General features: G+C 71.1%; 13 protein-coding genes. 2 read left to right on the top strand and 11 right to left on the bottom strand.

The features are described 5' to 3' along the window. The coding region (glgB, locus tag NS184_RS13825; RefSeq protein WP_058726687.1) for a 1,4-alpha-glucan branching protein GlgB at positions 1-2,026 on the top strand (2,026 nt) is incomplete at its 5' end. Between the two features lie 91 nt (positions 2,027-2,117). Here the strand turns inward: glgB and NS184_RS13820 are convergent. Both NS184_RS13820 and NS184_RS13815 read right to left on the bottom strand, forming a co-directional pair. Next, positions 2,118-3,128, bottom strand: coding sequence for a tetratricopeptide repeat protein (locus NS184_RS13820; protein WP_058726686.1), 1,011 nt, complete (start codon positions 3,126-3,128; stop codon positions 2,118-2,120). Next, on the bottom strand, positions 3,125-4,861 hold the full coding sequence (locus NS184_RS13815; protein ID WP_058726685.1) for a hypothetical protein: 1,737 nt from the start codon (positions 4,859-4,861) through the stop codon (positions 3,125-3,127). The genes NS184_RS13820 and NS184_RS13815 overlap by 4 nt, the downstream gene beginning before the upstream one ends. Positions 4,862-5,044: 183 nt before the next feature. Between NS184_RS13815 and NS184_RS13810 the strand changes: the two genes are divergently transcribed. Continuing rightward, on the top strand, positions 5,045-6,916 hold the full coding sequence (locus NS184_RS13810) for a DivIVA domain-containing protein (protein WP_058726684.1): 1,872 nt from the start codon (positions 5,045-5,047) through the stop codon (positions 6,914-6,916). Positions 6,917-6,987: 71 nt separating this feature from the next. On the opposite strand, the gene NS184_RS13805 is transcribed toward NS184_RS13810, so the two are convergent. From NS184_RS13805 to rpsB, 9 genes are all read right to left on the bottom strand, one after another. After that, positions 6,988-7,731 carry an alpha/beta hydrolase gene (locus NS184_RS13805; RefSeq protein ID WP_058726683.1) on the bottom strand — a complete coding sequence of 248 codons (744 nt, stop codon included), beginning with the start codon at positions 7,729-7,731 and terminating at the stop codon, positions 6,988-6,990. After that, positions 7,728-8,030, bottom strand: a complete 303-nt coding sequence (locus NS184_RS13800) for a hypothetical protein (RefSeq protein ID WP_058726682.1) — start codon at positions 8,028-8,030, stop codon at positions 7,728-7,730. Before NS184_RS13800 ends, NS184_RS13805 begins: the two co-directional genes overlap by 4 nt. A 12-nt stretch (positions 8,031-8,042) precedes the next feature. Further along, on the bottom strand, positions 8,043-9,047 hold the full coding sequence (locus NS184_RS17505; RefSeq protein ID WP_242863065.1) for a transglycosylase SLT domain-containing protein: 1,005 nt from the start codon (positions 9,045-9,047) through the stop codon (positions 8,043-8,045). A gap of 60 nt (positions 9,048-9,107) precedes the next feature. Further along, positions 9,108-9,656 (bottom strand): DivIVA domain-containing protein, encoded by a 549-nt coding sequence (locus tag NS184_RS13790; RefSeq protein WP_058726681.1) that lies wholly within the window; start codon positions 9,654-9,656, stop codon positions 9,108-9,110. A 79-nt stretch (positions 9,657-9,735) separates the two neighbouring features. Further along, a complete protein-coding gene (locus NS184_RS13785; RefSeq protein WP_083513709.1) occupies positions 9,736-10,728 on the bottom strand; it encodes a phosphatidate cytidylyltransferase in 993 nt (330 codons plus the stop codon). Further along, entirely contained in the window at positions 10,728-11,282 is a 555-nt protein-coding gene (gene frr / locus NS184_RS13780) for a ribosome recycling factor (protein ID WP_058726680.1), read from the bottom strand. The genes NS184_RS13785 and frr overlap by 1 nt, the downstream gene beginning before the upstream one ends. Positions 11,283-11,328: 46 nt before the next feature. Further along, positions 11,329-12,048 (bottom strand): UMP kinase, encoded by a 720-nt coding sequence (pyrH, locus tag NS184_RS13775; RefSeq protein ID WP_058726679.1) that lies wholly within the window; start codon positions 12,046-12,048, stop codon positions 11,329-11,331. Between the two features lie 111 nt (positions 12,049-12,159). Further along, positions 12,160-12,987, bottom strand: coding sequence for a translation elongation factor Ts (tsf, locus tag NS184_RS13770; protein ID WP_058726678.1), 828 nt, complete (start codon positions 12,985-12,987; stop codon positions 12,160-12,162). Between the two features lie 80 nt (positions 12,988-13,067). Then, positions 13,068-13,979 (bottom strand): 30S ribosomal protein S2, encoded by a 912-nt coding sequence (gene rpsB / locus NS184_RS13765; protein ID WP_058726677.1) that lies wholly within the window; start codon positions 13,977-13,979, stop codon positions 13,068-13,070. Between the last annotated feature and the right edge of the window lie 129 nt (positions 13,980-14,108).

Here is a 14,108-nt window from a genome sequence, read left to right as displayed (position 1 = left end):
CGTCCGACCCGACGGCGACGACATCGAGCTGACGCACGAGGGTGACGGCCTCTGGGCCGGCGCCACCGAGGGCACGCTCGGCCGGTACCGCGTCGAGGCCGACTACGACCCGGACCCGTCCGGCGACACCGACGACATCACGTGGACGACGGACGACGCCTACCGCTTCGCACCGACGATCGGCGAACTCGACCTGCACCTGTTCGGCGAGGGCCGTGACGAGCAGCTCTGGCACCACCTCGGCGCGCACGTGCAGACGGTCGACGGCGTCGACGGCGTGGCCTTCACCGTCTGGGCACCCCGTGCCACGGCCGTCCGGGTCATCGGCGACTTCGAGGGTTGGGAGGGCCGGACGACCGCGATGCGCCGGCTGAACGACCTCGGCGTCTGGGAGCTCTTCTGGCCCGGGGCACTCGAGGGGCAGCGGTACAAGTTCCAGATCCTCACCGACTCCGGGTGGGTGGAGCGCGCGGACCCGTTCGCGCGGCGCACCGAGGTCCCGCCGCTGACCGCCTCGGTGATCACGGCGTCCTCGTACTCGTGGTCCGACGGCGACACCGCCTGGATGCAGCAGCGCGCGCAGACCACGACACACGACCGCCCGATGAGCGTCTACGAGGTGCACCTCGGCTCGTGGCGTCCGGGGTTGTCCTACCGCGAGGTCGCCGACCAGCTCATCGGTCACGTGCAGTTCCTCGGGTTCACGCACGTCGAGTTCCTCCCGCTCGCCGAGCACCCGTTCGGCGGGTCGTGGGGTTACCAGGTCACCGGGTACTACGCCCCGACCGCACGGTTCGGCTCCCCCGACGACCTCCGGTACCTCATCGATCGCCTGCACTCGGCCGGCATCGGCGTGATCATGGACTGGGTGCCCGGGCACTTCCCGAAGGACGAGTGGGCCCTCGCGAAGTTCGACGGTCACGCCCTGTTCGAGCACCCGGACCCCCGACGTGGCGAACAGCTCGACTGGGGCACGTACGTGTTCGACTTCGGGCAACCGCAGGTCCGCAACTTCCTGGTCGCGAACGCGCTGTACTGGCTCGAGGAGTTCCACATCGACGGGCTCCGCGTCGATGCCGTCGCCTCGATGCTGTACCTCGACTACTCCCGCACCGACTGGCTGCCGAACATCCACGGCGGGCGCGAGTACCTCGAGGCGATCTCCTTCCTGCAGGAGACCAACGCCACCGCCTACAAGCGCTACCCGGGCATCGTCATGATCGCCGAGGAGAGCACCTCGTGGCCGGGTGTCACCCAGCCGACGAGCGCTGGCGGCCTCGGGTTCGGGCAGAAGTGGAACATGGGGTGGATGCACGACTCGCTCGAGTACATCGGCCGCGAGCCCGTGCACCGCAGCTACCACCACGACGAGATCACGTTCTCGCTCGTGTACGCGTTCAGCGAGCAGTTCACGCTGCCGATCAGCCACGACGAGGTCGTGCACGGCAAGGGGTCGCTCTTCGGGAAGATGCCCGGCGACGAGTGGCAGAAGCTCGCGAACGTGCGGGCCTACCTCGCGTTCATGTGGGCGCACCCGGGCAAGCAGCTGCTGTTCATGGGTCAGGAGTTCGCCCAGGCGCAGGAGTGGTCCGAGGCCCGAGGGCTCGACTGGTGGCACCTCGACGATCCCGGTCACCGCGGTGTGCAGGACCTCGTCGCCGCGCTGAACCGCGTCTACCGCGACACACCGGCGCTGTGGACCCACGACTCGACCGCGGACGGCTTCGAGTGGATCGAGGGCGGGGACGCCCCGCACTCCACGCTCGGGTTCCTCCGGAAGGACGGTGAGGACCGCCTCGCGGTGTTCGTCAACTTCTCCGGGGTGCCGGTGGAGCGTCGGTTCGGCCTCCCCGCTGCCGGGCAGTGGCACGAGGTGCTGAACACCGACGCGGCCGAGTACGGCGGGTCCGGCGTGGGCAACCTCGGCGTCGTCACCGCGGAGGACACCCCGTGGGCGGGCCGTCCGGCATCGGCGAACCTCGTGGTCCCGCCCCTCGGCGCGGTCTGGCTGAAGCTCGCCCGCTAGCACGGACGGCAGACGGGAGGCGCGGTGCCAGTTGGCACCGCGCCTCCCGTCCGTCACGGAGCCGCCTGGCGCAGGGCCGCGCCTGCGCGCGTCAGTAGAGCGCGCTGGCGAGCCGCCGTCGGGCGTTGACGACCCGCGGATCGTCGGTGCCGATGAGCTCGAAGTACTCCACGAGCCGCACACGCACGGCCTCACGGTCGGCGCCGAACACCGACGGTACGAGGTCGAGCAGCCGTCCGAACGCATCGTCGACGTGCCCGCCGCTGATGTCGAGGTCGGCGACGGCGAGCTGCGCTTCGACGTCCGACGGCGCTGCAGCCGCGGCACCGCGGATCTCGTCGGCGGCCCGGCCGTTCAGCCGGTCGAGGAGGGAGACCTGCGCGAGACCGGCGACCGCCATCTGGTCGTGGGGGTCCTGTGCGATCGCGGTCTTGTACTCCTGGATCGCCGTCGCGTAGTCGCCCTGCTCGATCGCATCGTACGCGGCCTGGTGGTGCGGCGGGAGCGGCTCCGGCTCGGGCTCACCCTCGGCGGCATCGGCAGGCGCGGCGCCGTCGACGGTGACGCGGCCGGAGACGCCGTTCTGCTCGGCTGCGGCGAGGACCTGTTCGTAGACGTCGCGCACCTGGGCCTCCGGGAGCGCTCCGACGAAGAGTCCGAGCGGTCGGCCACCGATGAGGGCGGCGACGGTCGGGATCGACTGCGCCTGGAACGCCTGCACCAGCTGCGGGTTCGTGTCGGCGTCCACCTTGGCGAGCAGAACCCGGCCGTCGTACTCGGCCGTGAGCTGCTCGAGGATCGGCGAGAGCTGCTTGCACGGCCCGCACCACTCGGCCCAGATGTCCACGATGACCGGGACGATGGTCGAGAGCTCCAGGACGTCCTGGAAGGTCTGGTCGGTGACGTCGAGGACGAGGGACGAGACGGTCAGCTCGGCGCCGCCGTCGGCGGTCGCGACGCTGGCCGCACCGCTCCCTGCCTCGCCGGGGCTGGCTGCACCATGTCCTGCCGGGGCCGGCGCCGGACGCTGGGCCCGTTCGACGAGGGACGACAGGTCGACCGCGCCGCGGAGTCCGGACGGGGTCGGGGGGACGTTGCTCATTGCACCTCACTCGCGGCGGTCAGGCCCTGCGTGAAGCCGAGCAGGACCGCCTTCTCATCGGAGCCGACGGGCGGCACGTAGAACAGGACCTGCACGCCGTAGGTGGCGCTGATGCCCTTCTTGCTGGAGTCCACACCGGAGAGCGCCTTCACGGCCCCCTCGGTGTTCACCTCGGCGCCGGACGCCGTGGGTGTGACCTTCTCGACCTCGTCGAGATCGGCGGAGACCAACGCGCCGGCCTTGTCGGTGGCGAACGCGACGGCGCTGTCGTCGGGGATCTCCGACGAGTACTCGATCTTCGCCGTGTCCGGCAGCGCCTTGGCCTTCTTGTCCTTGTACGCCTTGCCGATCGTGGACCGGAGGGCGTCGCCCTCGACGTCGAACAGGTCGGCGTACTCGCTCTTCGTGTCCTTCGCGAGGATGTCCGCGTACGCCGTGGCGACCTGGTCCGGCTCGATCGTCAGGAGCTTCGTGTTCGGCGCGAGCAGTGCTGCACCCACCGAGGTCGGAGCGAGCGTGGGGATCTGCGCGTCGGCCTCGAGCGAGACGTCGTACGCGACCTTGTAGGGGTCGCGGGCGGTCTCCTGCGTCAGGGTGAGCGCCTGAGGTGCTGCCGTCTTCGCCGAGCAGTCCGCCGCGGTGATCGCGAAGACCGTGCGCGGCCAGGTGTCCGTCTGCTGCGGGAGTGCGACGCAGACCTCGTCCGCGGAGATCTTCGGCGGGGCGTCCACGTCGGAGTCCTTCGCGCGGATCGTGTAGTTGGCCTCGCGGAGTTCCAGCGCGGCGCCGGTGAAGCGCTCGGCCGCGAGCTTCGCGTCGCGAGCGGTGTCGGCCTTCCGTGCGGTCGTGGCCACACGCTCGACGATGCGCTTGATCTGCTGCTTCGTCGCGGCGACCGGCTCGGACTGGTCGGCCGTGCCGGTGGCGGTGGGCGTCGGGGTGGGGGTCGCGCCCCCGCCCTGGGGCCAGTACTCGGCGGAGCACCCGGCGAGCGTCAGGGCACCCACGAGCACGAGCGGTACCGCGACGAACGCCCGACGACCACGACGGCCGCGGGTCGGCACCTGTGCGCCCGCGGCGGCGGCTCGGCGGGAGGCACGGACGCGCGGAGGACGTGTGCCACCGCTGCGACGACGCGGACCACGGCCGCGGCGCTGGTGCATGATCGCCCAGACCAGGAGGACGATCCCGCCGAGCAGGAAGACCCCGCCGACGACGAGCAGCGGTCCGACCGAGGGCGTGGCGGTGTCCCGCGGCCAGGTGACGGAGACGTCGCCCGGGGCGGCGTCCTTCCCGTCGCCGACGATGACGACCGAGACGTCCTCCGGGAGTCGGACGGTGAACTGCCCCGCGCCGTCGTACTCCTGGTACCAGAGGTCGCTGCCCGCCGGGTCCGGCACGCTCGTGCCGGAGCCCGTCGTCCGCCCCCTCAGCGTGCCGTCCTCGGCGTCGAAGCGCAGCGTGGTGTGCGCGGCGTCACCGACCCACGCGAGCACGTCGGAGGTCTTGCCGTAGGCGGCGAACACGTCGCCGGAGCCCTTGACGTTGATCTCCTGGTAGCCCGGGTTCGCGTTGAGCGTCGTCCCCGGGATGACGGTCACCGGGGCGGACGACTTCGCGGTGGACTCCGCGACGAGCGAGGACGGGGGTGCGAAGACGGTGCGCTGACCGACCGCGAGGCCGACCAGCAGCAGGCCGACCACGAAACTGACGATCGCCAGGACGAAGCGCACGGAACTCTCTCCCTACCGCGCCGGGGTGGGGAATCGGCGCCGGATCAGCGGTCCACGATACCGAGCATCCCTGTGGAGTGCATCCCGCGGGCTCCTCCCCGCCTCAGACTCCCAGGTCACGGCCACGCTACGATCGACCCGCGGGCCGCAGGGGTCCGCCGGCGAGCACCAGGAGCGACACACGTGGCGAACGACGAGGCAGAGTTCGGTTCGGAACTGCGGGGGTACCGCCGCGACGAGGTGGACCGTGCGCTCGGCGACCTCCGGCGCGAGCTCATCAAGTCGAACAAGGACCGCGCCGACGCCGCCAAGGAGATCCGTCTCCTGCAGTCCCGCGTCTCGGAGCTCCAGGGCGAACTCGACGAAGCGGGCACGCCCACGTACAGCGGACTCGGTACCCGACTCGAGTCGACCCTCCGCGTCGCCGAGGAGCAGTCGACGCGCCTCATCAGCCAGGCCGACATCGACGCCCAGCGCCTGCGTGCGTCGAGCCGGGCCGAGGCCGACCGCCTGCTGCGCGAGGCCCAGGACGAAGCACGCGACACCCTCGAGGACGCCCGCACGCGCGCCACCAACGAGCTCACTCGCGCCCGTGCCGAGGCCGCGGACACCGTCGAGCGTGCCCGCGCCGAGGCCGGGCTGCTCCTGCAGGACGCCCGGAACGAGGGTGCCGCGGTCCGCGGGGCCGCCGTCACCGAGGCCGCCGAGGTCCGTTCCGTCGCCATCCGCGAGACCAACGCGCTGCGGGCCCGGGTCGAGCACGAGGTCGCCGAGCTCCGCGAGACCGCGCACCGCGAGTCCGCCGACGCCCGCGCCGCGGCGGCCGACCTCGACCGCGAGACCGCGCACCGCCGCGCCGAGTTCGAGGCGGACCACGCCCGCCGCACGGAGGACCTCGACCGGACCGAGACCGAGCGACGTGCCGCGCTCGAGCGCGAGGTCACCGAGGGTCGGGCCGCCTGGCACCACGAGCGGGACGAGCAGCAGCGGGCCCACACGCTCGAGCTCGAGACCGGTCGCGCGGACCTCGCCGCGGAGGTCGACCGCCGCCGCGCCGAACTGGACGCCGAGCTGGCGGACCGCCGTCGCGAGACCGCCGAGGAACTCGCCGCCGCCCGCGCCGAGTGGGACCGCGAGCTCGCCTCCGCCCGTACCGCCCTCGCGCAGGAGATCGAAGCCGCCCGCGCGCAGCTCCGCGTCGACGAGGAGCAGACCCGCGCCGAGAACGAGCGCCGCACGCAGGAGACCGCGGACCGCATCGCTCGGGAGCTCGAGGAGCACCGGACGAGGATCGACCGCGAGCGCGCCGAGGCGGACGCCGCCAACGAGCGGGCGGTCCGCGACCACGAGGCCGAGCTCGCCGCCCGACGCGACCGCGAGCACGGCGAACTCGACACGGAGATCGCCGACCGCCGCGCAGCTGACATCGGCGCGTTGGAAGCAGAGCGCACCGCACTCCGCCAGGAGATCGACACGGCCCGAGCCGCGCTCGCGCGAGAGCGCGACGAGGCCGCGGCCGACATCGCCCGGATGCGCGACGACGCCCGGACCGCACTCGAGTCGGAGCTCGCGGCCCGCCGGGACGACGCCGAGCAGGAGTACCTGCAGAAGCACCACGAGACCGTGACGGAGACGCAGAAGTACCTCGACGAGGCGAACCTGCAGCTCGCCGAGGCGACGCGTCGTGCGAGCGAGGCGCGGGAGCGCGCCGAGCGGCTCCAGCAGGAGGCCGACGACCTCGAGCGGACGAGCACCGCCGAGGCGCAGGAGCACGCACGCACCATCGTCGCGGACGCGCAGGAGCGGGTGCACCGCATGGTCGAGGACGCCGAGAGCCGCTCCGCCGCCATCGTCGCGGACGCCGAGGACCGGCTCGCCGCGATCCGCACCGAGCGGGACGCCGTCGCCGGCTACCTGGAGAACCTGCGGGGCGTGCTGACGCACGCGACGGGCCTCTTGGGGACCCAGGACGGCGCTCCGGACCAGGGCGCGGCAGACGACGACGCGAGCGCGACCCACGGTGTCGACGCGACCGAGGACGCGACCGCACGCTGACACCGGACGGGAGGCCCGTGGCGACTCCGCCACGGGCCTCCCGTCCGTCCCGCGCGGTCGTGACGGTGCGGTCAGGCGGGCCAGTGCGTCGGCAGCGGTGCACTGCCCGGCACGACGAGGTCGGCGATCCGGTCGAGGACGATCCGCACGTACCGCTCCCCCACCCAGAGGTGCTTCGCGCCCTCGACCGGCTCGACGCGGATGCCAGGTGCGACGGCGAAGCGCGCGCGGGCGGCGTCAGGCTGGAGGAAGTCGTCGTGCTCCGGGACCAGAGCGACGACCGGCACGCCGGCGTCGGCCCAGGCGGCGAGTTCCTCGTCGGTCGTGCGGTGGAGCGGCGGCGACAGCAGGACCACACCCGCGACCCGGCCCGCTCGCACGTGTTCGAGACCGTGCTTGAGGATCACCTCGGTGCCGAACGACCACCCGACGAGCCAGGGCGTCGGGAGACCGCGCTCCGTGACGTCGGTGACCGCGGCGCGGAGGTCGAAGCCCTCGGAGACGCCGTCCCCGAACACCCCCTCGGACGTGCCGCGCGGCGAGGACACCGAGCGGAAGTTGAAGCGCTGCACCGCGATGTCGGCGAGGGCGGGCAAGCGGGCGGCGGCCTTCTTGAGGACGTGCGAGTCCATGAACCCCTGCGCGGTGGGGAGCGGGTGCAGGGTCACGATCGTGCCGCGGGCGGGGCCCTCCGGGGGTTCGGCGAGTTCCCCGACGAGGGTCAGGTGGTCGTCCGTGACGAGCTCGATGTCGGTCCGGCGCGCGGGCAGCTCGGTGGCCGACCGGATCTCGACGGGCTCGGCCTGCTCGGTCATGCGATGCTCCAGCAGTGGTTGTGCCAGTGACGGCGTGACGCGAGGTCGGCTTCGTCGCCGAGTACCCCGTCCGCCCGCCACACGACGACGTGTGCGGTGCCGGGCAGCACCGTTCCGCCGCAACCCGGGCAGACGTACTCCTTCTGCGCCGAGGCCGCGGAAACCGGCTGGACCGTGTACTCACGGCCGCGACGGACCTCGGTCCGCTTCCACCCGCTCATGAGGCGGTCGAGGCCGGTCTCGTCCTCGACTTCGGGGCCGCGGCCTCGAGGCCGCCGCGGCCGGTTGCTCCGCGGCACCCCGGCTGCCGATCAGTACCAGTTGTTGGCGACGCTGTGGCCCCAGGCACCGCAGGGGGTGCCGTAGACGCCGGCGATGTAGTTCAGGCCCCAGGTGATCTGGGTCGCCGGGTTCGTCTGCCAATCGGCGCCCGCGGTCGCCATCTTGCTGCCGGGGAGCGCCTGCGGGATGCCGTAGGCGCCGCTCGGGTTGTAGGCGTTGACCCGCCAGCCGGACTCCTTGTTCCAGAGCGAGACGAGGCAGCTGTACTCACCGGAACCCCACCCGCGGGCTGCCACCATCTGCTGGGCGATGGCCTGCGCGCTGCCCGGATCGGGCGTCGCGGCCGGCGCGGCGAGCGTGTTCGTGGCGGAGACCTGCGTCGTCGAGCTGTCGTCCGTGTCGTTCGCGTCGGCGGTGGACTCGGCCGTCGGAGCCTTGGTGACCTTGGGCTTCGGCACACTGACGTCGTAGCCGTCGCGGTCGGCGTCGAACGCGGCGTAGGTGCCGTGCGGCGAGTACTGCTGCGGCGCCGCGGCCGGAGCCTTCGTGAGGACCGCGGTCTGCACGGCCGCCTGCGCGACGTCAGGCTGCATCGGGTTGAAGAGCGAACCGCCCACGAACCCGAAGACGGCGAAGAACGACAGCGCGGGGATGGTCGCACGCTTGCGCATGAACGAGTTGACGCCACGCATCGGCCGCTCGTGCACGGTCTTCGACTGCAGCGCCGCGTTCGTCACACGCGCGCGGCGCTGCTTGACGATGCGGGGGTCGGCGGGGGTGCTCGGCACCGTGTGCGCGACCGCTGCGTCGGAGACCCGGTTGGCCGCGACCGACTTCGGTGCGACGAGCACCGGCGCGGTGACCTCGGGGACCGTCTGGGGAGCGGTCGCCCGCGAGGACGGGTCCGCGGTGAGGACCGAGGTGCCCGTGGTGCGGGTTCGGTTCAGTGCCGCGCGGCGCTCACCCGAGACCGTGCGGTCGAGGTGCTCGCGGGGATCGCGGTCGGAGCTGGAGTCTGCCGTGTGCCTGCCCATGAGTCCGACCAGGATAACGGAAGCATCACGGAAAGCGAAGCACTTCCGGCCCGCGCGTCGTCAGCGGACCGCGAGCATGACCTCGACGACCGCATCGAGGACCGCGTCGACCTGGGCTTCGCGGTAGCCGCCGTGCTTCGGTCGGAACACGACCGAACGGACCTCGGTGAGGCTGAGGGGCTTGCCGTCCTGGAAGTACCCGGCGAGCCGCGCAGCGAAGGCGTCGACGTCCTTCGGGTGGTACCCGGTGCCGAGGACGCTGACACGCGAGAACCGCTGACCGTCCGGCCGTTCCAGCCGGGCAACGACGTCGGAGGCCTTCGCTCGGGCTTCGGCGTACCAGGCCTTCTTGCCGCCGACGGCCATCTCGCGCTCCCGCTCGCGTGCCGCGAAGGCGTCCTCGAGCCGTTCGAGCGCTGCGTCGACGTGCGCGGTCGAGTACCCGCCCTTGCGCATCGAGAAGGCCGTCGCGCGGATCTTCGCCGCCTCGAGTCCGGGCTCGGTGTCGTTCGCCGTGTAGGCACGACGAGCGTCCTCGAGGAAGCGCTCGACCTCGTCGACGTCGTACCCGAGGGTCTTGCGTGCTGCGTTCGGGAAGGTGGTGGCCACGGCGACATTCTGCCAGCACCGTTCCCTGGTGCGACCTGGACGCGCGGGGACACCGCTCAGGGAGCCGGGACCGCTCGACTCAGTGGGTGACGATGAGGAACACGACGTAGGCGACGGCGGCCGACGGCAGGATGCTGTCGATCCGGTCGAGCAGTCCCCCGTGCCCGGGCAGGAACGACGAGATGTCCTTGATCCCGAGGTCGCGCTTGATCATCGACTCGGTGAGGTCGCCGAGGGTCGCCGAACCGGAGATGAGCACCCCGAGGACGACACCCGTCCACCAGGGCAGCCCGAGGAGCAGCATGCTCACGATGATGCCGACGACGATGCTCGCCGCCACCGATCCCGCGAAGCCCTCCCACGTCTTCTTCGGGCTGATCCGCGGCGCCATCGGGTGCTTGCCGAGGTTCAGCCCGGTCGCGTAGGCACCGGTGTCGACCGCGACGACGACGAGGATGAACGCGATGACCCAGAGCTGACCCCGGTCCTCACGGGAGAGCAGCACGACGCACGCCCCGAGCAGGCTGATGTACGCCTGGACGAACAGCCCGTTCGTGAGGTCCCGGACGACGTTGCCCGCCGGGGGCTTCGTCCGTGCCGCCGCGACCTCGACCAGACGCCAGACGCTGATGAGCACGATGCCGCCGAGCAGCGTGAACAGCGCCGGGACCTGTCCACCGACGAAGGCCGCCGGGACGATCGCGATCGCCACCGCCACGCTCGGGATCCGCGGGACGTCCCGCCCCGCGAACCGCATCGCGCTCGTCAGCTCGTAGACACCGACCCCGAGCAGGAACGCCGCGACCACCATGAAGGCCGGCTTCCAGATGAGGAGCGCCGCGAGCATGACGACCGCGAACGCGAGCGCGATGCCGATCGCTGCCGGCAGGTTGCGCCCGGTCCGGGCCGTCAGTGCTTCGTTGCGGGCGTCGAAGTCCGCCCGGCGCCGCTGGATCGAGGCTTCGAAGTCCGCACGCGCCGCACGGGCCCGGGCGTCGAAGTCCTGTCTGAGTCCCCGCCTGGCGGGGTCCTGGGTCGTGGGGCGGTCACCGCCCTGGTCGTGACGACGCATCAGACCTCGAGGAGTTCGGCTTCCTTCTTCTTCAGCGCGTCGTCGATCTGGTCGACGTGCTTCTTCGTGATGACGTCGAGCTCCTTGTCGCCGCGGGCGATCTCGTCGTCCGAGATCTCGCCCTTGAGTGCGTCGAGGTCGTCCTTCGCCTTGCGGCGGATGTTGCGGACGACGACCTTGTGGTCCTCGCCCTTGCCGCGGACGAGCTTGACGAACTCCTTGCGGCGGTCCTGCGTGAGCTCCGGGATCGTCACGCGGACGACCTCGCCGTCGTTCGACGGGCTGGCGCCGAGGTTGGGGAACGTCGCGATGGCACGCTCGATCTCCTTGAGCGCCGACTTGTCGTACGGCGTCACGACGAGCGTGCGCGCCTCCGGGGTCTGCAGGCCGGCGAGCTGCGCGAGCGGCGTCGGCGTCCCGTAGTAGTCGACCGGGATCTTCTGGAAGAGGGCGGCGTTGATGCGTCCGGTACGGACGGTCGCGAAGTCGTCCTTGGCGACGTCGACGGCCTTCGCCATCTTCTCGGTGGCTTCGGTCAGGACATCACTGATCACGGTGGTTCTCCTTCGGTACTGCGTCGAGTCTAGTCAGCGGTCGGGGTCAGTTGCTGACGACCGTGCCGATCCGCTCACCTCGGATGGCCGCCGCGACGTTGCCTTCGCCTTCCATGCCGAACACGTGCATCGGCATGCCGTTGTCCATGCAGAGCGAGAACGCGGTGGCGTCGACGACCTTGAGTCCCTTGAGGAGCGCGTCCTGGTACGTCACGTGGTGGAGCTTCTCGGCGGTGGCGTCCTTCTTCGGGTCCGCCGTGTAGACGCCGTCGACGCCGTTCTTGGCGACGAGGACCTCGTGTGCGTCGATCTCGAGCGCCCGCTGCGCCGCGACCGTGTCGGTGGAGAAGTACGGCAGGCCGGCGCCCGCACCGAAGATGACGATCCGGCCCTTCTCGAGGTGCCGCTCGGCGCGCCGCGGGATGTACGGCTCGGCGACCTGGGTCATGCTGATCGCGGACTGCACCCGCGTGGCGGCCCCTGCCTGCTCGAGGAAGTCCTGCAGCGCGAGGGCGTTCATCACCGTGCCGAGCATGCCCATGTAGTCCGCTCGGCCGCGGTCCATGCCACGCTGCGAGAGCTCGGCGCCACGGAAGAAGTTGCCGCCGCCGACGACGATCGCCACCTCGACCTCCTGCGCCGCCGCCGCGATCTCCTTCGCGATGGTGCTGATGACGTCGGGGTTCACCCCGAGGGACCCGGCACCGAACGCCTCCCCCGACAGCTTCAGCAGGACGCGGCGTCGCCCGGTCTTCTCGTTCGTCATGTGGTCGGACCCTTCGTCGAATGTCTCGTGGGAATCTACTCGCGCACCCTACGGCGCGCGAAAAACGGGGCCCGGAACCAGATGCTGGTTCCGAGCCCCGTCACGGGTTCGTTACGCGCCGACCTTGACGCGGGCGAAGCCCTGGATCGTGATGCCGGCGTTCTCGGCAGCCTTCGCGACGAAGATCTTGTTGTCCTTCGCGTAGTCCTGCTCGAGGAGCGCGACCTGCTTGCGGTACGCGTTCAGGCGACCCTCGACGATCTTCGGGAGGGCAGCTTCCGGCTTGCCCTCCTCGCGCGTGATCGCCTCGACGGTCGCGCGCTCCTTCTCGATGTCCTCGGCCGGGATCTCGTCGCGGGTGAGGTACGTCGGGTTCGCGAAGGCGATGTGCTGCGCGATCGAGCGGGCCTCGGCGGCGTTGTCACCCTCGTAGGCGACGACGACGGCGATCTGCGGCGGGAGGTCCTGCGAGGTCTTGTGCAGGTAGATCTCGAAGGCCGAACCCTCGACACGGCGGACCGTGCGGATCTCGATCTTCTCGCCGAGCTGCGCGGCGGCCTCGTTCACGACGTCGAGGACGGTCTTGCCGTCGGCCTCGGCGGCGTTCGCGGACGCGACGTCGGTCGCACCGGCGGCGGCGACGGCCGCGAGGACCTTGTCGCCGAGGGCGACGAAGCGCTCGTTCTTCGCGACGAAGTCGGTCTCGCTGGCGAGCTCGACGACGGTCGCGGCACCGTTCTCGGCCGAGGCCACGACGATGCCCTCGGAGGTGGCGCGGTCGTCGCGCTTGGCGACGGCCTTCGCACCCTTGATGCGGAGGAGCTCGACGGCCTTGTCGTAGTCGCCGTCGGCCTCGACCAGGGCGTTCTTGGCGTCCATCATGCCGGCGCCGAGGTCGTCACGGAGCTTCTTCACGTCAGCAGCGGTGAAGTTTGCCATTGACTGGAGTCCTTTCTGGACTTGCGTGTGTGGGACGTGGAGCGGGGCGTCGGACCATCACGGTCCGACGCCCCACGAGGTCACTCGGCGGAGGTGGCGTCCGCGTTCTTGGAGGCCTCGGCGATCGGCTCGCCGATCTCCTTCTCGGCGACCTGCGCGTCGGCGTCGTTCTCCTCGACCGGCGCCTCTGCGGCGGGCGCCTCGGCGGCGGGCGCCTCAGCAGCAGCCGGAGCGGCCTGCTCGCCACCGAGGAGCTCCTGCTCCCACTCGGCCAGCGGCTCGGCCTCTTCCTCGTCGCCACCGTTGTGGCGGGTCTTGAGGCCCTCGGCGGCGGCGTCGGCGACGATGCGCGTCAGGAGACCGACGGAGCGGATCGCGTCGTCGTTGCCCGGGATCGGGTAGGTGATCTCGTCCGGGTCGCAGTTGGTGTCGAGGATGCCGATGATCGGGATGCCGAGCTTCTGCGCCTCGTCGACCGCGAGGTGCTCCTTCTTGGTGTCGACGATCCAGAGCGCGCTCGGGGTCCGCGTGAGGTTGCGGATACCACCGAGGGTCTTGTGGAGCTTGTCCAGCTCGCGCTTCTTGATGAGGAGCTCCTTCTTGGTGAAGCCCTTCGTCGTGTCGTCGAAGTCGATCTCCTCGAGCTCCTTCATGCGCGCGAGGCGCTTGGAGACCGTCTGGAAGTTCGTGAGCAGACCGCCGAGCCAACGCTGGTTGACGTACGGCTGGCCGACGCGGGTCGCCTGCTCGGCGATGGAGCCCTGCGCCTGCTTCTTGGTGCCCACGAAGAGGATCGTGCCGCCGTGCGCGACCGTCTCCTTGACGAAGTCGTACGCACGGTCGATGAAGGCCAGCGACTGCTGCAGGTCGATGATGTGGATGCCCGAGCGCTCGGCGAGGATGAATCGCTTCACCTTCGGGTTCCACCGACGGGTCTGGTGTCCGAAGTGGACGCCGCTGTCGAGCAGCTGGCGGATGGTGACGACGGCCATGCCGTCCCTCCTAGTTCTCGGCGCGCGGCTGTTCGAGCCGCGTGCACGGTTGCGGTTGTGTCGGTCACGACCGGTGGTCGTGGCCCCTGGTGCCCCACCCCGGACGGCCGCCCGCTCGCGAGAGCGGGA

It is taken from the genome of Curtobacterium luteum, from assembly GCF_001475545.1.
Taxonomy (GTDB): domain Bacteria; phylum Actinomycetota; class Actinomycetes; order Actinomycetales; family Microbacteriaceae; genus Curtobacterium; species Curtobacterium luteum_A.
Note: the sequence above shows the minus strand (reverse complement) of the source record. Positions and strands in the feature narration are given on the sequence as shown.

Bases quoted from the DNA above. Each gene is read 5' to 3' on its own strand.
- rpsB (WP_058726677.1), bottom strand. From the start codon at position 13,979: ATGGCCGTCGTCACCATCCGCCAGCTGCTCGACAGCGGCGTCCACTTC.
- pyrH (WP_058726679.1), bottom strand. From the start codon at position 12,048: ATGACGAACGAGAAGACCGGGCGACGCCGCGTCCTGCTGAAGCTGTCG.
- NS184_RS13805 (WP_058726683.1), bottom strand. From the start codon at position 7,731: ATGACCGAGCAGGCCGAGCCCGTCGAGATCCGGTCGGCCACCGAGCTG.
- NS184_RS13785 (WP_083513709.1), bottom strand. From the start codon at position 10,728: ATGCGTCGTCACGACCAGGGCGGTGACCGCCCCACGACCCAGGACCCC.
- tsf (WP_058726678.1), bottom strand. From the start codon at position 12,987: ATGGCAAACTTCACCGCTGCTGACGTGAAGAAGCTCCGTGACGACCTC.
- NS184_RS13820 (WP_058726686.1), bottom strand. From the start codon at position 3,128: ATGAGCAACGTCCCCCCGACCCCGTCCGGACTCCGCGGCGCGGTCGAC.
- NS184_RS17505 (WP_242863065.1), bottom strand. From the start codon at position 9,047: ATGGGCAGGCACACGGCAGACTCCAGCTCCGACCGCGATCCCCGCGAG.